The organism is Helicobacter sp. 23-1044 (assembly GCF_053654695.1).
The window spans coordinates 191226-213929 of sequence record NZ_JBSIUQ010000002.1 but is presented as its reverse complement, the minus strand read 5'-3'; the positions used below and the strand labels follow the sequence as shown (position 1 = coordinate 213929).

At 40.6% G+C, this 22704-nt stretch carries 31 protein-coding genes; 14 read left to right on the top strand and 17 right to left on the bottom strand.

What is annotated here, in order from left to right; translation table 11 throughout:
* Positions 1–411 precede the first annotated feature (411 nt).
* Positions 412–534 carry a hypothetical protein gene (locus ACWIUD_RS03720; RefSeq protein WP_454146833.1) on the top strand — a complete coding sequence of 41 codons (123 nt, stop codon included), beginning with the start codon at positions 412–414 and terminating at the stop codon, positions 532–534.
* Here the strand turns inward: ACWIUD_RS03720 and recO are convergent.
* Positions 517–1134 (bottom strand): recombination protein RecO, encoded by a 618-nt coding sequence (gene recO / locus ACWIUD_RS03715; protein WP_454146831.1) that lies wholly within the window; start codon positions 1132–1134, stop codon positions 517–519. The two genes, ACWIUD_RS03720 and recO, sit on opposite strands and share 18 nt — an antisense overlap.
* 74 nt (positions 1135–1208) lie before the next feature.
* On the opposite strand from recO, the gene ACWIUD_RS03710 reads away from it, so the two are divergent.
* The 6 genes from ACWIUD_RS03710 to ACWIUD_RS03685 are packed head-to-tail and all read left to right on the top strand — an operon-like array spanning position 1209 to position 4831.
* The gene (locus ACWIUD_RS03710; protein WP_454146829.1) at positions 1209–1931 is read left to right on the top strand and encodes an inositol monophosphatase family protein; all 723 of its coding nucleotides are present in this window, start codon (positions 1209–1211) and stop codon (positions 1929–1931) included.
* 23 nt (positions 1932–1954) lie between these two features.
* The gene (gene accD, locus ACWIUD_RS03705) at positions 1955–2848 is read left to right on the top strand and encodes an acetyl-CoA carboxylase, carboxyltransferase subunit beta (RefSeq protein WP_454136078.1); all 894 of its coding nucleotides are present in this window, start codon (positions 1955–1957) and stop codon (positions 2846–2848) included.
* Positions 2808–3260, top strand: a complete 453-nt coding sequence (locus ACWIUD_RS03700; RefSeq protein WP_454146827.1) for a 23S rRNA (pseudouridine(1915)-N(3))-methyltransferase RlmH — start codon at positions 2808–2810, stop codon at positions 3258–3260. The genes accD and ACWIUD_RS03700 overlap by 41 nt, the downstream gene beginning before the upstream one ends.
* Before the next feature lie 13 nt (positions 3261–3273).
* Positions 3274–3630 carry an RNA polymerase-binding protein DksA gene (dksA, locus tag ACWIUD_RS03695; RefSeq protein ID WP_454146825.1) on the top strand — a complete coding sequence of 119 codons (357 nt, stop codon included), beginning with the start codon at positions 3274–3276 and terminating at the stop codon, positions 3628–3630.
* Positions 3627–4643, top strand: a complete 1017-nt coding sequence (locus tag ACWIUD_RS03690) for a hypothetical protein (RefSeq protein WP_454146823.1) — start codon at positions 3627–3629, stop codon at positions 4641–4643. The genes dksA and ACWIUD_RS03690 overlap by 4 nt, the downstream gene beginning before the upstream one ends.
* A gap of 11 nt (positions 4644–4654) precedes the next feature.
* A complete protein-coding gene (locus ACWIUD_RS03685; RefSeq protein ID WP_454146821.1) occupies positions 4655–4831 on the top strand; it encodes a hypothetical protein in 177 nt (58 codons plus the stop codon).
* Here the strand turns inward: ACWIUD_RS03685 and ACWIUD_RS03680 are convergent.
* From ACWIUD_RS03680 to ACWIUD_RS03665, 4 genes are read right to left on the bottom strand one after another with little or no spacing between them, the layout of a single operon-like run.
* Positions 4792–5091 carry a hypothetical protein gene (locus ACWIUD_RS03680; RefSeq protein WP_454146819.1) on the bottom strand — a complete coding sequence of 100 codons (300 nt, stop codon included), beginning with the start codon at positions 5089–5091 and terminating at the stop codon, positions 4792–4794. The genes ACWIUD_RS03685 and ACWIUD_RS03680 overlap by 40 nt on opposite strands.
* Positions 5088–5522, bottom strand: coding sequence for a hypothetical protein (locus ACWIUD_RS03675; protein ID WP_454146817.1), 435 nt, complete (start codon positions 5520–5522; stop codon positions 5088–5090). The genes ACWIUD_RS03680 and ACWIUD_RS03675 overlap by 4 nt, the downstream gene beginning before the upstream one ends.
* 58 nt (positions 5523–5580) lie before the next feature.
* Positions 5581–5733 carry a hypothetical protein gene (locus ACWIUD_RS03670; RefSeq protein ID WP_454146815.1) on the bottom strand — a complete coding sequence of 51 codons (153 nt, stop codon included), beginning with the start codon at positions 5731–5733 and terminating at the stop codon, positions 5581–5583.
* 9 nt (positions 5734–5742) lie between these two features.
* Positions 5743–7479, bottom strand: coding sequence for an ATP-binding protein (locus tag ACWIUD_RS03665; protein ID WP_454146813.1), 1737 nt, complete (start codon positions 7477–7479; stop codon positions 5743–5745).
* Positions 7480–7544: 65 nt separating this feature from the next.
* Here ACWIUD_RS03665 and ACWIUD_RS03660 point away from each other — a divergent pair, with 65 nt between their 5' ends.
* Positions 7545–8861 (top strand): aminotransferase class V-fold PLP-dependent enzyme, encoded by a 1317-nt coding sequence (locus tag ACWIUD_RS03660; protein ID WP_454146811.1) that lies wholly within the window; start codon positions 7545–7547, stop codon positions 8859–8861.
* Here the strand turns inward: ACWIUD_RS03660 and ACWIUD_RS03655 are convergent.
* The 3 genes from ACWIUD_RS03655 to ACWIUD_RS03645 are packed head-to-tail and all read right to left on the bottom strand — an operon-like array spanning position 8842 to position 11614.
* Entirely contained in the window at positions 8842–9300 is a 459-nt protein-coding gene (locus ACWIUD_RS03655; RefSeq protein ID WP_454146809.1) for a hypothetical protein, read from the bottom strand. The genes ACWIUD_RS03660 and ACWIUD_RS03655 overlap by 20 nt on opposite strands.
* Before the next feature lie 27 nt (positions 9301–9327).
* Positions 9328–10851: a ribonuclease Y gene (rny, locus tag ACWIUD_RS03650; RefSeq protein ID WP_454146853.1), complete on the bottom strand. Its 1524-nt coding sequence runs from the start codon at positions 10849–10851 to the stop codon at positions 9328–9330.
* A complete protein-coding gene (locus tag ACWIUD_RS03645) occupies positions 10748–11614 on the bottom strand; it encodes a 5-formyltetrahydrofolate cyclo-ligase (RefSeq protein ID WP_454146807.1) in 867 nt (288 codons plus the stop codon). Before ACWIUD_RS03645 ends, rny begins: the two co-directional genes overlap by 104 nt.
* Positions 11615–11673: 59 nt before the next feature.
* Here ACWIUD_RS03645 and ACWIUD_RS03640 point away from each other — a divergent pair, with 59 nt between their 5' ends.
* From ACWIUD_RS03640 to ACWIUD_RS03630, 3 genes are all read left to right on the top strand, one after another.
* Positions 11674–12408 (top strand): plasminogen-binding N-terminal domain-containing protein, encoded by a 735-nt coding sequence (locus ACWIUD_RS03640; protein WP_454146805.1) that lies wholly within the window; start codon positions 11674–11676, stop codon positions 12406–12408.
* A gap of 11 nt (positions 12409–12419) precedes the next feature.
* Positions 12420–13787, top strand: a complete 1368-nt coding sequence (locus ACWIUD_RS03635; RefSeq protein WP_454146803.1) for an FAD-linked oxidase C-terminal domain-containing protein — start codon at positions 12420–12422, stop codon at positions 13785–13787.
* 67 nt (positions 13788–13854) lie between these two features.
* Positions 13855–14025, top strand: coding sequence for a hypothetical protein (locus tag ACWIUD_RS03630; protein WP_454146801.1), 171 nt, complete (start codon positions 13855–13857; stop codon positions 14023–14025).
* Here ACWIUD_RS03630 and ACWIUD_RS03625 read toward each other — a convergent pair.
* The 8 genes from ACWIUD_RS03625 to ACWIUD_RS03590 all read right to left on the bottom strand — a co-directional run bounded on the left by ACWIUD_RS03625 (position 13961) and on the right by ACWIUD_RS03590 (position 20534).
* Entirely contained in the window at positions 13961–14194 is a 234-nt protein-coding gene (locus ACWIUD_RS03625; RefSeq protein ID WP_454146799.1) for a hypothetical protein, read from the bottom strand. The two genes, ACWIUD_RS03630 and ACWIUD_RS03625, sit on opposite strands and share 65 nt — an antisense overlap.
* Before the next feature lie 8 nt (positions 14195–14202).
* Positions 14203–14856 carry a metallophosphoesterase family protein gene (locus ACWIUD_RS03620; protein WP_454146797.1) on the bottom strand — a complete coding sequence of 218 codons (654 nt, stop codon included), beginning with the start codon at positions 14854–14856 and terminating at the stop codon, positions 14203–14205.
* Positions 14841–16034 carry an ATP-binding protein gene (locus ACWIUD_RS03615; RefSeq protein ID WP_454146795.1) on the bottom strand — a complete coding sequence of 398 codons (1194 nt, stop codon included), beginning with the start codon at positions 16032–16034 and terminating at the stop codon, positions 14841–14843. The genes ACWIUD_RS03620 and ACWIUD_RS03615 overlap by 16 nt, the downstream gene beginning before the upstream one ends.
* Before the next feature lie 26 nt (positions 16035–16060).
* Positions 16061–16837: a 3-methyl-2-oxobutanoate hydroxymethyltransferase gene (gene panB, locus ACWIUD_RS03610; RefSeq protein WP_454146793.1), complete on the bottom strand. Its 777-nt coding sequence runs from the start codon at positions 16835–16837 to the stop codon at positions 16061–16063.
* 81 nt (positions 16838–16918) lie between these two features.
* Positions 16919–17749, bottom strand: a complete 831-nt coding sequence (locus ACWIUD_RS03605; protein ID WP_454146791.1) for a hypothetical protein — start codon at positions 17747–17749, stop codon at positions 16919–16921.
* A 101-nt stretch (positions 17750–17850) separates the two neighbouring features.
* Positions 17851–19203: an NADP-specific glutamate dehydrogenase gene (gdhA, locus tag ACWIUD_RS03600; protein WP_454146789.1), complete on the bottom strand. Its 1353-nt coding sequence runs from the start codon at positions 19201–19203 to the stop codon at positions 17851–17853.
* A gap of 121 nt (positions 19204–19324) precedes the next feature.
* Positions 19325–19495, bottom strand: a complete 171-nt coding sequence (locus ACWIUD_RS03595; protein ID WP_454146787.1) for a hypothetical protein — start codon at positions 19493–19495, stop codon at positions 19325–19327.
* A gap of 13 nt (positions 19496–19508) precedes the next feature.
* Positions 19509–20534: an SPASM domain-containing protein gene (locus tag ACWIUD_RS03590; protein WP_454146785.1), complete on the bottom strand. Its 1026-nt coding sequence runs from the start codon at positions 20532–20534 to the stop codon at positions 19509–19511.
* A 126-nt stretch (positions 20535–20660) separates the two neighbouring features.
* Between ACWIUD_RS03590 and ACWIUD_RS03585 the strand changes: the two genes are divergently transcribed.
* On the top strand, positions 20661–21092 hold the full coding sequence (locus ACWIUD_RS03585) for a helix-turn-helix domain-containing protein (protein ID WP_454146783.1): 432 nt from the start codon (positions 20661–20663) through the stop codon (positions 21090–21092).
* 222 nt (positions 21093–21314) lie between these two features.
* Positions 21315–21851, top strand: coding sequence for a 50S ribosomal protein L25/general stress protein Ctc (locus tag ACWIUD_RS03580; protein WP_454146781.1), 537 nt, complete (start codon positions 21315–21317; stop codon positions 21849–21851).
* On the opposite strand, the gene ACWIUD_RS03575 is transcribed toward ACWIUD_RS03580, so the two are convergent.
* On the bottom strand, positions 21838–21999 hold the full coding sequence (locus tag ACWIUD_RS03575) for a hypothetical protein (RefSeq protein WP_454146779.1): 162 nt from the start codon (positions 21997–21999) through the stop codon (positions 21838–21840). The two genes, ACWIUD_RS03580 and ACWIUD_RS03575, sit on opposite strands and share 14 nt — an antisense overlap.
* A 26-nt stretch (positions 22000–22025) precedes the next feature.
* On the opposite strand from ACWIUD_RS03575, the gene pth reads away from it, so the two are divergent.
* On the top strand, positions 22026–22679 hold the full coding sequence (gene pth / locus ACWIUD_RS03570; protein WP_454146777.1) for an aminoacyl-tRNA hydrolase: 654 nt from the start codon (positions 22026–22028) through the stop codon (positions 22677–22679).
* Positions 22680–22704 lie beyond the last annotated feature (25 nt).

Below are 22704 nucleotides of genomic sequence, written 5' to 3'. Positions count from 1 at the left end.
AAATTATTTTAATATTCCGTCATTGCGAGAAAATGCGTAGCATTTTCGTGGCAATCCACAACAAAATCAATCGTGCGACAGCACCGAATCTCGCCCGCTTCGTGGTGCAAAAAATCGGATTCAAGGTTGCAGTAGTGCAACCGCCGATTTTTTGCTAGAAGCGGAAAAGCGAGGCACTCCCCCTAAAAGCGAAAAGCGGCAGCTTTTGGCGCGTAGGGGGAGCGGGGCGGGGGGTGCAGCCCTTTTGCGAGAAAATAAGAGATTTTAAAGTGGTTTTTGGCGTTAGATTTGTAGAATCTGCGTGTCGATTCTGCGTTTTTCGTATTTTTTATTAAATTCATATATTTTTCGTGCTAATCGCAGAATCTAAAAAGAGATTCTTCGCTCACTGCGTTCGCTCAAAATGACAATTTGATTTGGATTGCCACACTCGCTTCGCTCGTTCGCAATGACGACTTTTTTGGATTGCCACGATTTGACTTCGTCAAATCTCGCAATGACGAAATTCGCAGAATCTCACAGCCCTTGCATTAAAATTGCAATTAGTGATTCGACTTCGCTTTCACTCAAAAACGCGCTTTTGTTATTTGCCAAAAAATCAAAAAATCGCCCCTTTTCTATCTCAAAATCGCCATTTATGCAATATGAATGTGCGCTTAAAAATCCCCGTGCCACGCGGATTTGCTCCCCCAAAGATTCATCGCAAATAAAGCAACTATCATTAAGCCCTTTGCGCCCCTCATTTTCCAAAATAAGCGCGTATAAATCAAGCAATGCGCGGTTTGGGCTTTGACGCGCCATAATCACAAGTGCGCGATTTAGCAGCTCAAAATAAAAATTTGAAATTTCCTCCGTGCCGTTTAAATGCCTATCCAAAAGGCGCATAAAGCCCTGAAAATAGCGCATTTTGTGATAATCATCCTCCCATTCAAAGCCAAGCTGAGTGATTGCGCGGAGGCGAGGCATAAAAATCCCGCTGTAATCGACTTCAAAGTCGATTTTGCGCCCGATTTGAATGATGCTATGCCTAATCCCATAAAATCGATAAAGCGTTAAAAAGTGGCTGTGTGTGATGACATTGACAATAATATCTTCGTTTTTTAGTTTGCGAATCCCGCTGATAAATCCCTGCATTTTGCCCCGAATCTTAAAGATTTTTGATTATAATTGCAAAATTTTAGCTAGATTCACATAAAAAGGTAGGCAAAATGAGAGATTTTATAGAGGCTACGCTAAATGCGGGGCTACAAATCGCGCTAAATCTAAATAGTGGCAAAGCGGAGTTGTTTGCTAAACATTCGCGCGGTGCGGGTGGTGATATAAGCATTGGCGCGGATTTGCTAAGTGAGGGGATTTTGGTTGAGAGTTTGAGTGCGTTTGGCAACATTGATAGCGAGGAAGCGGGATTTATCGACAATAAAAAAGAGCACACAATCATAATCGACCCGCTTGATGGAAGCGATAATTTTCTCTCACAAATCCCATATTACGGCGCAAGTGTGGCAATGCGTGATGAAAATGGCGTAAGCGTGATTGGAATCATTATGAATTTTTGCAATTTAAGCGCGGTGGTGCATTTTAGTGGGCAAAATTTTTACGGAAATTTAGCACATGAATTTGAATCTTTTAGCAAAATAGCCCCAAAAAATCCCGCTAAATGTGGCATTTTTGAGGGCGCATATAGAAATCCGCACATTTGCAAGATTTTAAATGAAAATAATATCAAATTTCGCGCTATTGGCGCACTTGCGCTATCTTTGGGATTAAGCGAAAAAGTAAATTTTGTGCTTTTTGATGGCAAAAAACGGCACTATGACTATGAAGCGGGATTTTTAATCGCTAAAAACCTGCATAAAATTGAAAAGCAAAATTTGGTGCTTATAAGCAAAGATAAACAAATCTTTGATACAATCGCAAAGATTTTTTTCTAAAATTTTGATTTTAGGAGGACAAAATGGCATTTTTCAAGCGTGGCAATAGTGGCAAAGCCACAAAAGATGGCGAAATCAAAGACGCCCCAAAAGACACTCAAACGCAATGGATAAAGTGCAATCTCTGCGGTGCGCTAATGTATTACAAAGAAGTTTTGGCGCAAAATTCTGTGTGTCCAAAATGCAATTATCATTTTCGCATTTCTGCAAATGAGCGAATCAAACTGCTTTTTGATGAAGGTAGCGCGAAAGAATGCGATAGGAATCTCTCTCCCATTGACCCGCTAAATTTCGTAGATAAAAAGAGCTACAAACAGCGCGTGGAGGATTATAGCAAAAAAAGCGGTGGGCGCAAAAGCTCAGCTATCGCATTAGAAGCAAAAATCAACAAAACTCCGATTCAAGCCGTAATCTTTGACTTTGAATTTATGGGCGGGAGTTTGGCAAGTGTGGAGGGCGAAAAAATCACCCGCGCAATAAATCGCGCTATCGAAAAAAATCAAGCCCTAATTATATGTAGCGCAAGTGGCGGGGCGCGAATGCAAGAGAGCACATTTTCGCTAATGCAGATGGCAAAGACAAGCGCGGCTTTGCAAAGATTAGCCGAACACAAACTGCCCTATATCTCCGTGCTAACCGACCCGACAATGGGCGGCGTTAGTGCTAGTTTTGCATTTTTGGGCGATATAATCATAGCTGAGCCCGGTGCTACGATAGGATTCGCAGGGGCGCGAGTGATAAAGCAAACCATTGGCGAGGATTTGCCAAAAGGCTTTCAAACGGCGGAATTTCTGCTTCAACACGGGCTAATTGATATGGTGGTGCATAGGGGCGAGTTGAAAAAAACCATTAGTGATTTGTTAGGAATGCTATTTTATGAAAATAAAAATCTACACGATAAGCAAAAAAGCTCATAACTGCGGGGATTATGAGAAAATGTTAAAATCTTTTGGCGTGGATTTGGAAGTGGTAAATATAATGAATGCAAAAATCTTAAATGCGCAAAAAATCTCCGTAGATTCTGCGAAAGAAGCGTATGGCGTGGAATTTTCAAAATATCTAACCGCAGAATCTGCAAATTTCGCACTTGATACAAAGGGCAAAGAGTTAGATTCTGCGAAATTTAGCGAGATTCTGCAAAATTGTGGGGCGAAGCAAGTGAATTTTTTTGTGGGCGGTGCTTATGGATTCACAAGTGCGTTTTTATCAAAAATAACGAATCTATCGCTAAGCAAACTAACTTTTAGCCACAAAATCGTGCCCTTAATCTTATGTGAGCAGATTTATCGCGCATTTTGCATTATGAATCGCCACCCCTATCACAAATAAAATGGAGCAAATTATGAGCGATATTGAAAAATTTAGAGAAAAATTAGAACATTTAAAAGCGCAAAATATTAGCAACCTCCGCGCCACAAGCGAGAATCTAAACTCACTAAACGCGCTAAATCAAAGCGAGGAAGCAGAGCTAGGAAGCGTGATGAGTATCGCAAAAATCGATGAAAATCTTTTTAGCGCGAGAAATGGCGAGTTAGCTGAAATCAATCACGCATTAGACAAAATCAAACTTGGCACTTATGGGATTTGCGAAATGTGTGGCGAGGCGATTCACAAGGAACGCTTGGAAGTAAAGCCCTTTGCGCGATTTTGCATAAAATGCCGAGAGATTTTTGAAAAACAAAGCAAAAGGAATAAATGATGGTTTTGAAATATTACATTATCACAATGATGATTTTAGGCGCGCTGCTAGGCATTTATGCCTATACTTTGAGTCACGAGACATTTTTGTGGAGCGTGCCTTTTAGCAATGATGCGCTAGATTTGCCTGTGGCGGTGTATATCGCGATGATTTTTTATGGCGTTTTTGCGGTGAGCTTACTTGCGATTATCGCTGATAGAATGGGCTCATTTATCGAGCAAAACGCCCTAAAAACGGATAAAAAAACGCTTATTAAAAAGCTAAAAAATAAAATAATCCACCGAATCGATGATAAATTAAACCTAAAAACAGATATTTTTAAAGATATTGGCAATATCATCGATAGCGTGGAGCTCACACCGCACCCACACGCAACTTGCGCAAATAATGATATTAAGAAGCTTTTGGCAATGTATGAAAACCTGCAAAATGGCGAGGAAATCGATGTGCATAAGTTTAATATCCCGCAAACTAGCCCACTTTTCACGCTAAATGTCAAAAATAGCATTGCAAAAAATTACAAAAACGGACTGCCGATTCTAAAAAACAAAAATTACATTTATGAGCTGAAAAAATGCGCGTTTTTGGCGTTGCTAAACAATGCTGATTCAAAGGAAATCGAAAAATACAAGGATTCGATAAGCTATGATAGAGAGATTAGTTTGGCGGTGTTTGAGGCGTATTTGGCGGGGAAAATCGAGCTAAATTTGAGCGAATTTGCCACTATTTGCAAAAATGCGAAGTTTAGCAAAGATGATTATTTGGCGTGTGCGAAAAATATGAAGCGCAAACATAGCCCAAATGAGTGGATTCGCCTCTTTGAATATTTGGCTGACAATGATGACAGCGCGGAGGAAGCGTATCTTTTTGTGCTTTTGGATTTGGAAATGTTGCAAGAAGCAAAAAATCGCCTAAAAGCGCAACCAAGCTATGAGCATCTCAATGTCCGCGCATATTTGGATTTAAAAAGCGCGGGGAAGTCTTACCCTACGGAGCTGTTTTTTAAAAGTTAAGCGGGGGCAATTTGTTCTGGGGTAATCATTTCGCAGATTTGGCGAATCGCCACAAGGCACGGACGCAAAGTCCGCTATCCTTGTGTCGATTCGCCAAAAACTACGAAAGCACCACCGCCATTACTTCGATTGTGATTTGCGTTGCAAATCAAATCATAAAATTCCCGTCATTGCGAGGGCTTTTGTAAAAAGCCCGAAGCAATCCATATTTTTGTAATTTTGAGCGAGTGAAACGAGCAAAAAACTCTTTTTGGATTCTGCGATTTGCTACCTGCGGAGGATTTTCCATTTGTTTTCCCCCTCCCTTGCGGAGGGGGATTAAGGGGGTGGGTAAAAAATCATAGATTCTGCGAATCGCACGAATTGTAAATGTTTCGTCATTGCGAGGCGAATCGTATATTTGCCGAAGCAATCCAAAAACCAAAGCGAATCGCACCCCGCCCGTCATTGCGAGACTTGCTTACAAGCCCTGCAAATGCGTAGGATTTTCGTGGCAATTCGTAGAATTGAATAAAGAAACTCGGCTTCGCCTTGTTTTGCGAACGCAGTGAAGCAACCATCCAAATCACGCGAATTTAAAAGATAAATAAAAATCAATGTCCCAAAAGCGAATCGATAAATTATTGCATTTAGATTCGCCTTAAAGTCCGCGATTCTCGCAAGTTTCACAAGTCCTAAATGAATTGCTTCGTTGTTTTCGCTTCGCTCAAACTGCCTCGCAATGACGAAGTTGCGCACTAGATTCTGCAATTCGCAGAATCTTTTTTTGCTTTTGAGATTTTTCGCTTCGCTCAATCCGTAGGATTTGCGAGCGTAGCGAAGCAACCAAATGACAATTTTGTTTGGATTGCCACGACTTGCCTTTGGCAAGTCTCGCAATGACGGCGTAATAATTTCGCAGAATCTAGGGCAAAAAAATATTAGATTCTGCGTTTCCCTAAAACAATCTCAGATTCTGCGTTTTTGGGGAATTTTCAGATTCTGCGAATTTCGTTACTTTTCGCAAAATCTCGCGCATTAGCAGAATCTTGGATTGCTTCGTTGCACTCGCTTCGCTCTGTGCGCCTCGCAATGACAAAAAAGCACGCATTCGCAGAATCTAGCTCAAAAACCCAAGCGATTTTGCGCCATCAAAGCTTGAATTTAGCTCTTTTTTGATTTCAGCGACAAAGTCCGATTCGCTAAAAACGGGCTTTGATTTTGTGGCGACTTTGTAGGCGGTATTTTTAATCACAATCTTTATTTGTCCGCCTGTGAGCGCGTATTTTGCCAAATTTTTCACGCTAAATCCGCTTTCATAAATGGCACTTGAATCCCCCGCACATTTAAGATTTTTTGGCGATTTTTTTGGCAAAAGTTTATTCCAAATCCGCACCCTTTGCGCAAAATCTGGCTTTAAAAATTCGATTTTATAGTTAAATCGCCTAGAAAACGCCGCGTCAATGTTATCGATAAGATTTGTCGTGGCAATCAAAATGCCATCAAATTTCTCAAGTTGCTCCAAAAAAATATTTTGCATTTGATTATACATTTTATCCACGCTACTGCCACCTGCACCGCGTTGCCCCAAAAATTGGTCGGCTTCATCAAGCAACAAAATCGCATCTTTTTTCAAATCCCGCGTGATATTATTAAAGCTATCAAAGATTTTTCGCACATTTTTTTCGCTCTCGCCCACATACATTGATAGAATTTTAGAGCAATCCAAACTCAAAATGGGCTTTTTTAGCGCGTTGCCTAGCGCGTAAGCCGTAATCGTTTTGCCCGTGCCAGAGTGCCCATAAAAGATAATCTTTGCGTCAATCCCCCGCGCCCTGTCCTTTATGCCCCAGCTTTTTAGCAGATTTATCACACGCGAATCAAGCTGTTGAATGAGTAGATTTAACCGCTCTTGCGTTTGATTTGGCAAAATGATATTTTTTAAGTCGATTTTTTTATCCACCAGCTCAAAAATCTCTTGATTTTTTAGCGCAGAATCTAGCGGGATTGATTGTAGATTCTGCGGAGAGACAATGCTTGAAAACACATCAGGCGGGATAAAAAAGCTCTTTTTAAACGAGCTAAAAAAGTCATCATAGTCAATTAGCCCATTTTGCAAGAGCGTCCCGCCATCATCAAAAATACATTTATTGCGAATCTTACTCATCTCATCTTCGCTTATTAGCTCCAAAAGTGCGTCCATCTCGCGGATTTTCTCATTTTCGGCGTGGTATTCTTCTTTTGCGAGTGCGAAAAATATAATTTTTTCATTCTCATTTAGCGCGTTTGCTCTTATGAAATCTACCACATTTAGCTTTTTGCGAGTTAGCTTTAATCGCTTTTTGATTCGCACTACAAGAGCATTTAGCTGATTTTTATTTTCTTTGTAAATATTTGTATTTTGCTTTTTGATTCTGCGTAAAAATGCAAGTTTTTTTAGAATCTCAATGCGACTAAATTCATCTTTCAAATACGCAAAATCATCGCTATACGCGCTTAATTTTGGCATTTTAAAGTCGCTTTTGCCATTTTCTAGCATTTTTAAAAAGTAAGGCGATAGCGCAATATAGCTATTTAGAAGCTCTAAAAGCGTGATTTCGCCACTTTCATTGATTAAATAAACTAGCTCCAAATTTAGAAGCGATTTGATATGGCAAATGTAGTTTGTCGCCTCCACGCCCTTTTTGCCAAAGACGCTCTCAATCACGCCTGCCACCAAAAAATTATTTTGATTTTCTAGCAATTCTTTTGCCAAAAATTGCAAGATTCTGCCCTGCGGTAGGGAGCAATCAAGCGTTTTAAAAAAGCGATTTTGGGAGAGATTTTTTGCATTTATAAAAGTCGTGTAATTTTTCATTTGGCGCACTCTTTTTTGAAATTTAGATAAAATTTTAGCAAAATTTAAATTTATTAAGGACTTAAATGGACTTTTTTGCCCCGCTTGTGCAAAGCGATGAGTTAGAGTGGATTCGCAATGATATGATTTTAGATAGAGATAGCTTGTATTTTGATTTTAGCGCGAGTGGTTTAGAATCGCGTGTGGTGGCGAATCGTATGCAAAGCATTTTGGGGCGATATGCAAACACACATTCGGCAAATTCGCGCAATGCAAATTTTATCAGCGAACTTTACAAAAGCGCGAAGATTCGCCTAAAAGAGCTTTTGGGTTTGGGGGAGGATTTTTTTGTTATCCCAAGTGGATATGGCGCAAGTGGCGCGATGAAAAAATATCAAGAAATAAAAGGGCTTTATTTATCACCAAAATTACGCACGATTTTAGGCGAATCTCTTAATCGTGCGCCAAAAAAGCGCGTGTTAGTGGGCGGATATGAGCATCATTCAAATGATATTTCTTTGCGTGAGGCGTTTTGTGAAATAGTGCGAATCCCGCTTGAAAATGGCTTAATGTCGGTAGATTCGATTGAATCGCTTTTAGATTCAGGGCAAATTGACTTTGCGTCCATAAATATCGCTTCAAATGTCAGCGGAATCATCGCACCTTACGCGCAAATCGCTGATTTACTTCGCGCTAAAAATATCGACATTGCCTTTGATTTGGCAGCTCTATCTCCGCATAGCAATGTGGATTGTAGCCTTTTTGATAGCGCGTTTTTATCGCCACACAAGCTAATAGGCGGAATCGGCAGTTGCGGAATCCTTTGCATTCGCAAAAATAGCTTTGAATCATCGCTCCCACCGACATTTAGCGGGGGCGGAAGTGTGAAATATGTGAGCGCAAATTCACATTATTATATCGATGATATTGAAGAGCGCGAAGATTCGGGCACACCGCCGATTTTGCCACTATTAAAGGCGGTTTTGGCATATCAATATCGCAATGAAATGGGATTAGATTTTATCAAAAAGCGCGAAAAAGTGCTGTATAATTTGCTTTTAAATGAGCTAAAACAAATTGACGAAATCACGCTCTATGGCGCAGATTTGGGGGCGGAATATATCCCCATTTTGAGTTTTAATATAGAAGGCGTCTCGCCCTATGATTTATCGTGGGAGCTATCGCATAACTATGGCATAGAAACCCGTGCTGGGTGCAGTTGCGCTGGGGTTTATGGGCATTATTTGATGGGCGCGGAGGAAATCAAAAATATCGCGCTTTTAGATTCAGGCGAAGCGATGAAACCAGCTTGGCTACGCATTTCGCTACATTATAGCCACAATATGAATGACATTGAGATTTTCATAAACGCGCTAAAAAAGATTATAAAACGCAGAATCTAGCGGATTTTGCGATTTTTGCACTTAGTTTCTGCGATTTTGGGGCAAAATTTAGGATAGAATTTATAGTAGATTCTGCGAATCGCAGAATCTCGCACAAAAAATCCCAAAATTTTCGCAGAATCTGATTTTGGATTGCTTCGATTCGGCGTTGCCAAATCTCGCAATGACGATTTTTTTGGATTGCTTCGCCCTTGCCTTTGGCAAGGACTCGCAATGACGAAAAAATTGCACGAGATTCTGCGATTCGCAGAATCTCAATTCGCAGAATTGGATAAAGAAACTTCGGCTTTGCCTTGTTTTGCGAACGAAGTGAAGCAACAATCGAAGTAATGGCGGTAGTGCTTTGCGTTGTTTTGGCGCGAAATGAGCGAAATAGAACTTGGGGAACACCCGAGCGAAATTTTGTGTCAAAACAAACGCAAATGATTGCCAAAGACACAAATTGCCACCCCGCCTACATAAAAACTCACTTCGCCCATTCTGTGGCGCGTGTCTCGCGAATCACACTTACCTTTATTTCGCCCGGATATTGCAAAGTCGCCTCGATTTCTTTTGCGATATTTCGCGCGATGATTATTGCCTCTTTGTCATTTATCTTTTCACTCTCCGCGATGATGCGAATCTCCCGCCCTGCGTTAATCGCATAAGCTTGTTTTACGCCAAATTCATTTAGTGCGATTTTTTCTAGCTCTTGCACTCGCTTTAAGAAATTTTCTAGCACTTCTCGCCTTGCCCCCGGTCGCGCACTTGATATGGCGTCTGCCGCGCAAACTGCCGCTGCTTCGATGGTTTTTGCCTCTTCGTTGCCGTGATGCGCTAAAATCGCATTTATCACCACAGGATGCTCTTTAAACTTTTTCGCCAAATCATACCCAAGCGAAATGTGATTACCGCCCATCTCTTGCGTTAGCGACTTGCCGATGTCGTGTAAAAGCCCCGCCCTTTTGGCGAGTGCCGAGTCGCCATCCAACTCACTTGCGATTAGCCCCGATAAATGCGCGACTTCGATAGAGTGCAAAAGCGCATTTTGCCCAAAACTCGCGCGGTATTTCATCTTGCCAATTAGCTTTTTTAGCTCTACATTCATATATCCTAGCCCTAAATCAAGCACCACGCTCTCGCCCTCGCTTAAAATCGTCTGCTCCATTTCGCTCTCGCATTTTTTATAAACCTCTTCGATTTTTGCGGGGTGGATACGCCCATCTTCAATCAGCACATTTATCGTTTTTAGCGCGATGGCACGGCGATAGAGATTGAAACTACTTAAAACTATCGTATTTGGCGTATCATCAATCAGCACATCAACGCCCGTAATCATTTCAAGCGAGCGGATATTGCGCCCGTCTTTGCCGATGATTCGCCCTTTCATCTCGTCATCGGGCAAATGCACGACATTTATGAGATTTTCCGCGCTATACTCCCCTGCGTAGCGCGAAGTGGCAAGTGCGATGATATAATTTGCCCTGCGCTTGGCGTCCTCTTTTGCCTCTTGCTCATATCGGCGAATCAAATTTGCCTTTTCTTTTTTGAGATTTTCCTCCAATTCATTTAGCAAAATCGCCTTTGCCTCGTCCTTTGAGAGTGCCGTGTAGTTTGAGAGCGTGTCAATTAACTCATTTTGCTTCTCAAATAACCGCTCTTTTGCTGAATCTAAAAAGATTTGCGATTGCAAGATTGCGTTTTTTTGCGCATTTAGCGCGTTTCGCTCATCATCTAACCTGCTTATTTTCTGCGCTAAAAATAGCTCCCTTTTCTCTAAATCAAGCGACTTTTCTTGCAAATCTCTTTTTAGCTTTTTGCTTTCATTTTCATACTTTCGTAGCAACTCGATTTCTTGCTCTTTTAGCTTTATTTGCCCGTTGTTGAAGTTGATTTCCGCTTCTTTTTCAATCGCATTTGCTTTGATTTTTGCCTGTTCTATGGCGAGATTCTGCGATTTTGTGTAGAATCTTTTTGTTAGATAAAACGACAGGGCGACTGAAACGCCCACGCAAAGTCCAATTATCAAAAAAATCATATTTTTTACCTTTACTTGCGATGATAAAATCGCCTTTAATATCGTGCCACTCGCTAATTTTGGCATTTGATAAATGTAAGATTCTGCTTACAAAAATTATATTTTTTGGATTGTATTTAGCGCAGAATCTATCATACATTCCTTTGCCAAATCCAATGCGTCCTCTCTCGCAATCTGCGCCCAAAATCGGGATAATCGCAATGTCAATTTTTCGCGCAAAATGCGAATTTCTAGCTTCTAAAATATTAAATTTATTTCTCGCCAAAGGCAAGCGAAACGGCACTATTTTAAAAATCTTATTTGCATTTTTGCCATTTTGCAAAATAAATGGCAGAAATATTTTAATATTTTTTTGCTTTTTTAAATCAAAAATGAGCGAAAAAATATTTGCCTCCAAATCTAGTGGCGCGTAAAGTAGGATATTTTTGGGCTTTTTGGGAGTTTTTAAAAAATATTTTGAATCGCAGAATCTATTAGAATTTATGAAATTTTTTGCGAGATTTTGCGGATTTTTTAGATTGGATGAAACATTTGCCGTGCGAGATTGCGCGAATCGCGCCGAAATTGCGCGAGATTCAGCGATATTTAACGAATCGCGCCTAGATTCAGCATTCAAAAGCGCGATTATGATATTTTTTAAAATCATATTTATTTTTTTATCCGCAAACATTTTATTTGCGCAGTGCGCGAGATTGCGCCGTGATAATGTGCGAAAAGATTTTTTTAACTCACTCATTTTGCAAATCCAAAAATTTTATTTGCTATAATAGCGACTTTATTTTTAAGGATTGATAAATGAAAAAACTTCTATTTCTACTCGCATTTGTCGGCGTGGCGCAAATCTCCGCCTTTGAAGTGCCAAATATTCTATCGCTCACCATTTCAAAACAAGCGGATTTTGGGGCAGATTCAGCACTTAAAATCCCCGCGATGGATTTGAAAGTGGGCGAGAGTGGTATCATCACTCGTGAAATAAATGGCAATGAGTTCATCATCGCAAATGCCCTTGTTAGCGAGATAAAAGATGGATTTGCGATTGTTGGCGTTAGTGAATTTACCCAAATGCGCGAAAAATACCTGCCAAAACCGCGTGGCAAGGTGAGTGAAGGCGATAAAATCACATTTCGCATTTTCTATGATAAAGCACTTTTGATTGCGCCAAATCAAAATGCCTACCAAGAAATCAGCGAAAAATTTAGCGAAATTGACTTTTTGCATAGCGATATTTTTGCGACATTTTTGGCAAAAGAGGGTAAAAATATGCCAGATTCTGCGGACTTTGCGAAGTTTTGCGCGAAGTTTGATTTGGGACTTGTGTTTGTGGCGTTGCAAAATCGCGTGGAGATTTTGAACTGCCAAAGTTTTAAAATGCTAGATTCTGCGCCATTTCGCCTAAAAGATAGAAGTGCCAAACAGCCCTTTTTTACCCGCATAAGCGATGAAGGTATCAATGAAATTTTTAATACAAAAAAGTTAGAGAATTATTTTACGCACTTTAATCAATTAAGCGCAGAATCTAGCGCAAAATAGGGAGTTTGCAAATGTATAAAAAACTAAAAAATATCGTGGGGGATGGCAATTATTTTGACGATGCGCCACATTTGAACGCCTACTGCTATGACGCCACAAGAGAGCGATATAAACCCGATTGTGTCGTGTATCCGCGCGATGAAGCAATGGTTAGCAAAATCCTAAAATTTTGCAATGAGCATAAAATCGCCGTTACGCCAAGAGGCGCGGGGAGCGGATTTACAGGCGGTGCGCTACCAAAAAATGGTGGCGTAATAATGGCAATGGAAAAATATTTCAATCAAATTTTAGAAATCGACAAAAAAAATATGTGCGCCCGCGTCCAACCGGCAGTCATAAACAAACATTTGCAAGACGCAGTAGAAGCGGAGGGATTATTTTATCCGCCAGACCCTGCAAGTGAGAGTTATAGCACCATAGGTGGCAATGTCAGCGAAAACGCAGGGGGAATGCGCGCCGCAAAATACGGCATTACCAAAGATTTTGTCCTTGCACTTCGCGCTGTGCTCCCAAATGGCGACATTATCCGCGCAGGAAAAAAGACGATAAAAGATGTCGCGGGATTTAATGTCGCAGGGATTTTAATCGCAAGTGAGGGCAGTTTGGCGGTGATTACCGAAATCACGCTAAAATTGCTCTCCAAACCAAAACTCAAAAAAACCGCGCTTGGCATTTTTGGCGACATAAATAGCGCGATGGAGGCGGTTTATCAAACGATGTCAAGCGGGATTCAACCCGTTGCAATGGAATTTTTGGATAATCTAAGCATTCGCGCAGTGGAGGAAAAGTTTAAAAAAGGGCTACCCATCGATGCGGGGGCGATTCTTATCACGCAAGTAGATGGCGCATTAGACGCAGAAATCGCCTATCAGTTAGATGGCATTGAGCGCGTATTTCGCCAAAATGGTTGTATGGAGTTTAAAATCGCGCAAGATGAAGCGCAGGAAGCGGATTTGTGGTTTGCTAGGCGCAATGTTAGCCAAAGTATCAACATTTATGGCACAAAAAAGCTAAATGAAGACATTACGGTGCCACGAAGTGCGTTGCCTGAGCTACTAGCGCGAATCGGCGATATTTCTAAAAAATATGGCGTTACAACGCCTTGCTTTGGGCACACGGGGGATGGCAATGTGCATACAAATGTAATGGTAAATGGCGCAGATGAAAATGAAGTGAAAAAAGGCTATGAGGCGATTACAGAGATTTTCAAAGTGGCAGTGGAGCTAGGTGGGACGCTTAGCGGAGAGCACGGAATCGGCATATCCAAAGCTCCGTTTATGAAACTTGCATTTAGCGAAGCGGAGATGAATCTCTTTCGTGCAATAAAAAGGGCGTTTGACCCGAATAATATTCTAAATCCAAACAAAATGGGGTTATAGTTGCGTTGTTTAGATTAGCGACTATACAATTTGTATTTGGGTAATCATTCCGCAGATTTGCTAATTTTTGGGAGGCTCACAGACTTCAAGTCTAGCTTCGCTCCCAAAAATTAGCAAAAACTACGAAAGCACTACCGCAACTACTTCGATTGTTTTTCATACGATTCGGCAATTCAGCGCAAATCTAAAAAATCCGTCATTGCGAGACTTGCCAAAGGCAAGTCGTGGCAATCCATAGGATTTGCGAGTGAAGCGAAAAATCTCAAAAACAAAAAAAGATTCTGCGAATCGCAGAATCTAGCGAAAAAAAACGCAGAATCTAATATAATTTTTGCAGAATCTCGTGCGAAAAAAATCGCAGAATCTGCCCCAAAACGCAGAATCTCATTCCAAAATCCGCGCCACATTTCGCGACTTACTTCGCCATTTTTATCGCTTCTTTTAGCGTGAGCGGGGCGAGTAGCGTTTGCTCGCACGAGAGATTTACGCAAAATCGTTGCGAGGTTATGCGCGAGTGCGTGTGCCCGTGGATATTTAGCGAGCATTCGCAAAATCGATAATAATCGTCCAAAACATCCCGCACAGCGCAGAATCTGTCTTTTTTCTTTCTGTCAAACACGGGGAAATGCGAAAACATTATCCGCTCCCCCGCGACATCGCACACAAGGGCGTTTAGGTAGATTTTGCCTTCAATCTTTTTGTATTTTTGGGCGATTTTTTGGCGGATAAATTTTTTTTGCGGGATTTGCAAAATGACTTTATTTTTCGCCATCCACCCTAGCGCACGAAGTTTTTCAAATCTTTTAATGTCGTTATTGCCGATGATTAGGCGTTTTTTGCCGTTTAGTTTTTTGATATATTTTAGTCCGTTACCAAAATACACATCGCCCAAATGCAGCACCAAATCATCCCGCAAAATCCGCGCATTCCAATTATCCACGAGCAAATCAAAGTGATTTTTGTAACCCAAATGCGCCGCGATTTGCGAGCGGATTTTCTCCCGCGAGATGACGGACTTTTGCCCGAAATGCGTGTCTGAAATAAGAAATGTATCTAGCGAAATTTGCATAAATTATCCTTTGTAAAATCTAAATTTTTCGCAGAATCCATCGCATTTTTTAGCGAATCTAGCGTGGTTTCATCGACAAATGGGCGAATCTTTGGCGGGATTTTGGCGATTCGCATTTTTTCTCTAAACTTTTTGTCGCATTTATGGGCGTTTGTCAAATCATTTGCGCACATAAAAATAAAATTTTGATTTGAATCAATGATGATTTTACCCGCCACCACGCACGAAAAATTGCTTTTTGCAATCTCATCTCGCTGATTTTTGCTAATGACATAGCCCAATTTTTTAGCAACGCTATCGATTTGTGCCAAAAGTTGCAGTGGCAAAAAATCAGCGCGTGGGATTAAAAAAATATGCTTTATTTGCAAAACTTGCGATTTCCCATACAGCGCGACAAAATCCGCACTCAAATACCGAAACGACTTCACAATCCCGCGCCCAAATTTTTTTACAAGTTTATTGCCAAAATTTTTGCGAAAATAGTTGCGCTTAAATTTTGCATTTTCATTGCTGCTATCCACAAAAAATTTGATTTTATGCTTTTTTAAAAATGCCACAATTTCAAAGCGCGAAATCTCGCTCATCGGGCGAATAATGCGATAATTTTGACGCGAATCTAGTGGCGAATCCAAATGCGAATCTAATCGCGAATCCAAATGCGAATCATATAAATTTTTGTCATTTTGAGCAAACTTTGTTTGCGAAAAATCTCTATTATGAGATTCTTCGCTTCGCTCAGAATGACAAAAACAAAACGAAGATTCGACATTGCTACTAAATCCAAGTAGCGAATTTAGCCCACAGCCCTTTGTTAGCTGCATTAAAAGCCACTCAAATCTATCATTTAGCTGGTGGGCTAAAATGAGATTTTCATAGCCCCCCGATAAAATCACACGCTCAAAAAACGCATATCTTACGCGCCTAGCTTCGCCCTCAAAATTGCGCTTGATTTTTGGCGACTTAAAAATGTAGATTTTTTTGTGATATTGTTTTGCAAGTTTTTTGCCATATTTTAGCTCATCTTTTGCACTTTTGCGGACACCATAATCCACCATTGCCAAATCAAAGTCGATATTTTGGCGCATTAGCGCGAAAAATAGCGCAGTTGAATCCACGCCACCGCTAAAAGCAAGTAGATTTTTGCGCCCTTTTAGCGCGTCTAAATGCTTCAATCGCATTTTTTAGCCTTCGCGCCTACAAAAGCCTAATAACTCTCATTTTCGTTTGGAAAATCGCCGTTTTTAATATCTGCGACATAGTGGCGAATCGCCTCTTTTAGCAAGGATTCGCCATCCATATATTTGCGGACAAATTTTGGCGTGAATTTGCTAAAAAAGCCAAAAGCATCGCTCCACACGAGAATCTGCCCATCCACCCCACTGCCACTGCCAATGCCGATTGTGGGGACTTTCAGCGAATGCGAAATTTTTGTGGCAATATCAGCCTTTGTGCCCTCTAATAGCACACCAAAACAGCCCACGCTTTCAAGCGCACACGCCAAATCTAACAGCGCGTTTTTTTCATCATCGCTTTTGCCACTCACTTTATAGCCCTCAGCGCGAAAAAATTGCGGTTTTAGCCCGATATGCGCCATAACGGCGATTCCGTTATCCACTAGCTCTTTTACAAGTGCGATTTTATCCGCACCGACTTCGAGTTTCAGCGCGTCTGCGCCCGTTTCTTTGTATAGGCGAATCGCATTTTTTAGCGCAGTTTTTGCATTTGAATAAGTGCCAAAAGGCATATCTGCGATTAAAAGCGAGTTTTTCACAGCTTTTCGCACGGCTTTTGTGTGGTAAATCATATCACGCAAAGTCAGCGGGAGCGTGTCATCATTGCCACCAAAGCTCATCGACAAACTATCGCCTACCAAAATCATATCCACTTCTCCATCAAAAATCCCACCCATAAGTGCGTCATAAGCGGTAATCGATGAGATTTTGCGCATCCCTTTTAGCTTTTGAAATTGCGAAATTGTCATTTTTGCCACCTTAAAAAATATAATTTTTTTGAATTTTGCACCTTTAAAATTTTGCGCTAAAAATCCACGCGAATCTAAAATCTACTTAAAATCTTTTTGCAATTTTAGCGGGATTTTATAGGGCAAATCGCCTAATTGCAGATTCGCGTTAATATCCACGCCTGTGGATTTCACGCTATCTTTTGGGAGCGAAAAATTAAAATTATCCATAATAATATCAACGCTCTCATCGCTTTGCTTTGCGCTTTTTGCATCGCCATTAAAGTCTAATCCCGCAAGGCGCAATTTATATGAGATATTTTCTAGCGAAAATTTTGCCTTTGTGTTATTTTTGACATTGACAACGACTTTTGCGCCATCAATACCGAGATTTGCCTCTTTTAGGGAGATTTTGGGGTTTATGGTGGGGATTTCTATCTCAAATCGCTCTTTTAGATTATACTCAAATAGCGTGTCGCTTTGTGTGATTTCGCTTAACACTTTTGCATTATTTGAGACAAAAATCGTTGTTGCCACCTCCACCTTAAAGGGCAGTGAATCGCGCGTGGTGTAGTCTTTTATCATCTTTACCAAATCATTTATGCGAATATCTGAATCCAAATTGATATTGCTTTTGGAGCGCGATTGGAGCTGCGTTTTGTCGCTGATTTTGTAAGAATTTATAATTTTATCTTCATAGTAAATATTTATCATCGCGTCCTTGATATTCACGCTAAGTGGGAGAAAATTATCGATTGTGATATTTGATTCAAGCACTAGCGAATCTAAATTTATGGATTTTAGTTTCACAGAATTTATGCTGATTTTTGGTTTGAATCGAATGTCCTCAAACACCGACTTTGTGCTAACCTCAGCACACGCGCTAAAAAATATCGCCACAAAAATGCCAAATGTCATAAAAATCTTTTGCAAAACTAAATCCTTTTTATTTTTTTGCGCGATTCGCACCGAAATCGCGCTAGATTCGCGCTAGATTCGGGCGAATCAAGCCACGAATCTAAAAGCGCAATTTTTTACAAAATGCCCTGCTCTATCATCGCATCTGCCACTTTACGGAATCCTGCGATATTCGCACCAGCCACGAGATTCCCCGCTAGTCCAAACTCTTTTGCAGTCTCATTTGCATTATGGAAAATGCTCTCCATTATGCCGTGCAATCGCTTGTCAGCCACCTCAAAACTCCAAGGCGTCATACTTGCATTTTGCGCCATTTCTAGTCCGCTAACTGCCACGCCACCAGCATTTGCCGCTTTGCCCGGACCATAGGCGATTTTTGCTTTGATAAACTCGTGCACCGCTTCCATAGTCGAAGGCATATTTGCGCCCTCGCTCACGCACTCACAGCCATTTTTAAGCAATGCTTTTGCGTCCGCCAAATTAAGCTCATTTTGCGTAGCACTTGGGAATGCTGCAAAGCAAGGGATATGCCACACGGGATTTTCGCCTTTTTTGTATTTGCTAACAGGCGTGTATTCCGCGCTTTTTCGTGCTTTGGCGTATTCCTCCAAACTTGCGCGTTTGACTTCTTTGATTTCTTTTAGCAATTTTAAGTCAATGCCATCTTTGTCATAAATCATTCCGCGTGAATCGCTTACCGTTACGGGCTTTGCGCCTAATTGCTGTAATTTTTCAACGGTGTAAATCGCCACATTTCCACTGCCTGAAACGGTGCAGATTTTGCCTTTTAAATCTTTTTTACGCGCTTTTAGCATTTCTTGCGCGAAATATACGCAACCATAGCCTGTGGCTTCGGTGCGCACCAAACTTCCGCCCCATTTCAAATCTTTGCCTGTCAAAACGCCATCAAAGCGATTTTCTAACTTGCGATATTGCCCAAAAAGATAGCCGATTTCGCGTCCGCCCACGCCAATGTCTCCCGCTGGGACATCGGTGTGTGCGCCAATGTGTCGGCGAAGCTCTGTCATAAACGCTTGACAAAAGCGCATAACTTCGCCATTGCTCTTGCCTTTGGGGTCAAAATCGCTTCCGCCCTTGCCTCCACCCATCGCAAGTGTGGTTAGTGAATTTTTGAAAATCTGCTCAAATCCCAAAAATTTTATCGTCCCCGAAGTTACGCTCGGGTGAAAGCGCAAACCTCCCTTGTATGGTCCAATCGCGGAGTTAAACTCAACTCGCATAGCGCGATTAACTTGCACTTTGCCTTTGTCATCAACCCAAGTTACGCGAAAATGAATCTCTCTATCAGGGATTACAAGTCGCTCTAAAATGGCGTGCTGCTCGTATTTCTTCTCTTTTTTTAGTAGCGGTTCTAGCGATTCTAGCACTTCTTGCACCGCTTGATGAAACTCGCCCTGCGCTGGATACTTGTCCTTAACTAACTTTATCGTGCTTTTGATGTAACTCATTTTCTGTCCTTTATGAAGTAATTTACGCGATTTTTAAAAATGTGCGGTTAGATTCTGCGAATTTATGCAATTTTTAAAAATCACGGATTGTAATTGTATAAAAATTTTGCTTTGATTTTTTTTAAATGTGATAGATTTTGTGAAGTAGATTCTGCGAGATTCTGCGATTTATGGCGAATTTCGCAGAATCTATAATGATTTTAGCGTAGATTCTAAGATTCTGCGAATCGCAGAATCTGCATAAAAAATCTATATAAAAAAAGCGGTGCTTTGATTTGCGATTAGTTTGCAAACATTACAAAATCTTATATATTTGGCTTATAGTAGCAATACTCGCAAGGTGCGTATTTGGGCACATTGCTCATCAAATCCTTGCGGATTTTGATAAAGTTTTCATTCATAAACAGCGCAAATAAGTCGCTTTTGCTAACATCGCCTAGCACAAAGTCTTTGTGTGCCTCCACATCGCTACGCATATTACAGCAGGGCATCACAAGCCCATTGTAGTCGATAAAAATCTCGCGCAGTGGGTAGTAGCAGGGAAAATCGCGCTTCTTTTTTGTAATGCGCTCATCTGTGATTGACCCAGCGCGATTACCGCCTACTATGCGTGGATTCCAGCATTGATAGACAAAATAAATGCCTTCATAAAGTAATCGTAATTCATATTGCTCAATGTCGTTTCTTATAACTTTATAGTTTAACGATAATTTTTTTGCCTTTGATTGCATTGCGGATTTTATAGATTCTGCGTCAAATTCGCTATTTTTATCAAAATAATACGACATTATTATAAGTGTGATTCCAGCTTTTCTCAAATCATCTAAATAATCCCTATCCAAATAATCACCATTTGTAAAAATACCAAGTTGTGCGTTTGGCAGTGCATTTCGCGCCTGGCTTATGCGCTTTAAGATTAAATCTTTATTTGCCAAAGGCTCATTAAATCTATGAAAATTTAACAAACCACTATAATCAATCTCTGCTAAATTATTGATAATCTGTAAATATAGTTGCTCGGGCAATTCGATACTTTGCGACTTTCTATCCACAAACGAATTAGGGCAAAACCAGCATTTACGATTGCAAAATGACGCGATTTCTATCTCTACCAAACGAACACTTTGCTTTAAGATTTGCTTTTGCTTTTCTCTGTCATTTGTGGGTGTGATTAGCTCTGCGTATTGCTCCAAAATGTCGTTTTTAGCCGATGATAGCGATACTTCTAATGCGCTAAAAAATTTATTTTTAATCTTATGGCGCAGATTTTTAATTGGGATAATTTGCGAAAATCTTTCAATCCACTTTCGTTCAAATTCAATCAAATCCATAAATTGTCCTTTTTTTGAAAATTTTAATCCAAAATTATATTTTAACTATAATTAAATTATCTTTAATCGCTAATTTTAGATTCTATAATCACATTTTTATAGCAAATCACAAAAAAAGGCAAAGTTATGACAATTTTAGAGCGAATAAATGCCACATTAAAGGTAAAAAATATGACAAAGCGCGAACTTGCAAATCGCATTATCGCACTTGGATACCGCGCCAATAAAACGGGCGAGATTCCTAGCGAATCAAGCATTTACGCCTATCTAAATGGTAGCATTGAGCTAAAGGCGGATTTGCTCCCATATATCGCAGAAGCACTCAATATCTACGAGCAAGAGCTATTTTCTAGCGAATCTAAAAGTCAAAAGATTTTGCAAAAACTTTATTGCAATGATATAGAAAAATACGCTGAAATTATTGATTTACTAGAATATGTGTCGCCCAAAACTTTGGAGACTTTGGAGGCGATTTTGAAAAAGGCAAAGGCGGACAATCAATCGCTAAATGCGGCGTTAAATAATTTCATAAACCAAAACGGGGGGGGGCAGAAGTAAAATGAGTCTAAATACAATGATTGCTTAGATTCTGCGAATTTGGTGTGGGTTTTATAAATCGCAGAATCTGGCGTGAAAACATATTTAGATTCTGCGAATTTTGGACTTTTTGCGCTAAAATTTAGTTAGATTCTGCGTTTCACATAAATTCGCAGAATCTAATAAAACTTTAAATTTTCTATGCTATAATTCGCACTTTTATTTTTCAAAAAAGGATTAGAAATGTTAGAAGGGATTATTAGAGAGAGTATTTCAAAGTCCGCAAACAGGGCTTTACGAAACGATGGCTATCTAATAGCAAATATCTACGGCAAGGGCGCGACAAACATCCACTGCGCCTTCAAAGAAAATGACTTCATCCGCGCGATTAAGGCAAAAAAGGGTGTAAATTTTGATGTAAAAATTGGCAGCGAAGTCCATAATGTCGTGGTGCAAGAGTATCAAAGCGACCCTGTCACTTCAAAAATATTGCATATCGACTTGCTTCTTGCGCAAAAGGGCGTTGTGGCAAAGTATAAAATCCCAGTATTGCTTGAAGGCTCGGCGGTTGGCGTGAAAAATAAGGGCGTGTTGCTATTTAGCAAAAAGCGCATAAGCGTGAAATGCAAGGCGGAGGATTTGGTAGAGCATATCAAAGTCGATGTAAGTGCGCTAGATGTGGGCGATGCGGTGCTCGTGCGAGACTTGCCAGAAGTGCCGAATATAAAGATTTTGGATAAGCCTGATGTCGCTGTGGTGGGCGCGATTAAGGCGAAGTGATTTTAGATTCGGCGGGGTTTTTTGGCGAGATTCGGTGGGGTTTTTTGGATTCGGCGACTCGTTTGTGAGATTTTGGCGGGATTTTTTTGGCGATGAGATTCGGCGAATCTAGCGCATTTTTTGCGTGAATCTTATGAATCTTACGCAAAATGCGCGAATCTTTAAGGCAAATCTATGAAACTAATCGTAGCACTTGGCAATCCCACGCCAAAATACGCCAAAACCCGCCACAATGCGGGATTTATGGCGTTGGATTTTTTTATCTCACAGCTTAAAGATTTGGCAATAGATTCGCCAAATCGTCCGCGAGATTCTACGCTCTTTTTGCATTTGAAATCGCCGAATCTTGCGATAGATTTTTCGATTAGCGCGAAATTTAACGCTGAAATTTTAAAGTGCGAAAATGTCATTTTTGCCAAACCGCAGTCGTTTATGAACGCCTCCGGCGAAGCGATTAAAAAAATCGCTGATTTTTACAAAATCAACATCGCCGATATTGCCGTGCTACACGATGATTTGGACTTGAATTTGGGGGCGGTGCGCTTTAAGATTGGCGGGGGCGATGCGGGGCATAATGGGCTAAAATCCATTGACGCGCTAGTGGGTAGAGAATACTTGCGGATTCGCATAGGCATTGGCAAACCGCAAAAGTATAGCCAAAACGCCGTGCTTGACTTTGTGCTAGGCGATTTTGAGCCTTATGAAATAAAGACTTTGCGCCCCGTGTTTGAAAATGTCGCAAACGCGCTTTTTGCGCTGATAGATGGCGCGAATCTAAATGATTTGCAAAATAAATTTACAAAGAAAATTAGCGCAAATGGCGCGTAATTTTATGCTACAATCACAAAATTTT

Coding starts and splice junctions, on each gene's coding strand:
- accD (WP_454136078.1), top strand. CDS start 1,955: ATGGCATTTTTCAAGCGTGGCAATAGTGGCAAAGCCACAAAAGATGGC.
- ACWIUD_RS03670 (WP_454146815.1), bottom strand. CDS start 5,733: ATGCGTGCTTTTTTGTCATTGCGAGGCGCACAGAGCGAAGCGAGTGCA.
- ACWIUD_RS03625 (WP_454146799.1), bottom strand. CDS start 14,194: ATGTGGCGCGGATTTTGGAATGAGATTCTGCGTTTTGGGGCAGATTCT.
- ACWIUD_RS03645 (WP_454146807.1), bottom strand. CDS start 11,614: ATGAGTGAGTTAAAAAAATCTTTTCGCACATTATCACGGCGCAATCTC.
- ACWIUD_RS03585 (WP_454146783.1), top strand. CDS start 20,661: ATGACAATTTTAGAGCGAATAAATGCCACATTAAAGGTAAAAAATATG.
- ACWIUD_RS03620 (WP_454146797.1), bottom strand. CDS start 14,856: ATGCAAATTTCGCTAGATACATTTCTTATTTCAGACACGCATTTCGGG.
- ACWIUD_RS03640 (WP_454146805.1), top strand. CDS start 11,674: ATGAAAAAACTTCTATTTCTACTCGCATTTGTCGGCGTGGCGCAAATC.
- ACWIUD_RS03580 (WP_454146781.1), top strand. CDS start 21,315: ATGTTAGAAGGGATTATTAGAGAGAGTATTTCAAAGTCCGCAAACAGG.
- recO (WP_454146831.1), bottom strand. CDS start 1,134: ATGCAGGGATTTATCAGCGGGATTCGCAAACTAAAAAACGAAGATATT.
- ACWIUD_RS03700 (WP_454146827.1), top strand. CDS start 2,808: ATGAAAATAAAAATCTACACGATAAGCAAAAAAGCTCATAACTGCGGG.
- ACWIUD_RS03665 (WP_454146813.1), bottom strand. CDS start 7,479: ATGAAAAATTACACGACTTTTATAAATGCAAAAAATCTCTCCCAAAAT.
- ACWIUD_RS03710 (WP_454146829.1), top strand. CDS start 1,209: ATGAGAGATTTTATAGAGGCTACGCTAAATGCGGGGCTACAAATCGCG.
- ACWIUD_RS03635 (WP_454146803.1), top strand. CDS start 12,420: ATGTATAAAAAACTAAAAAATATCGTGGGGGATGGCAATTATTTTGAC.
- ACWIUD_RS03590 (WP_454146785.1), bottom strand. CDS start 20,534: ATGGATTTGATTGAATTTGAACGAAAGTGGATTGAAAGATTTTCGCAA.
- ACWIUD_RS03660 (WP_454146811.1), top strand. CDS start 7,545: ATGGACTTTTTTGCCCCGCTTGTGCAAAGCGATGAGTTAGAGTGGATT.
- ACWIUD_RS03615 (WP_454146795.1), bottom strand. CDS start 16,034: ATGCGATTGAAGCATTTAGACGCGCTAAAAGGGCGCAAAAATCTACTT.
- panB (WP_454146793.1), bottom strand. CDS start 16,837: ATGACAATTTCGCAATTTCAAAAGCTAAAAGGGATGCGCAAAATCTCA.
- dksA (WP_454146825.1), top strand. CDS start 3,274: ATGAGCGATATTGAAAAATTTAGAGAAAAATTAGAACATTTAAAAGCG.
- ACWIUD_RS03690 (WP_454146823.1), top strand. CDS start 3,627: ATGATGGTTTTGAAATATTACATTATCACAATGATGATTTTAGGCGCG.
- pth (WP_454146777.1), top strand. CDS start 22,026: ATGAAACTAATCGTAGCACTTGGCAATCCCACGCCAAAATACGCCAAA.
- gdhA (WP_454146789.1), bottom strand. CDS start 19,203: ATGAGTTACATCAAAAGCACGATAAAGTTAGTTAAGGACAAGTATCCA.
- ACWIUD_RS03680 (WP_454146819.1), bottom strand. CDS start 5,091: ATGACGGGCGGGGTGCGATTCGCTTTGGTTTTTGGATTGCTTCGGCAA.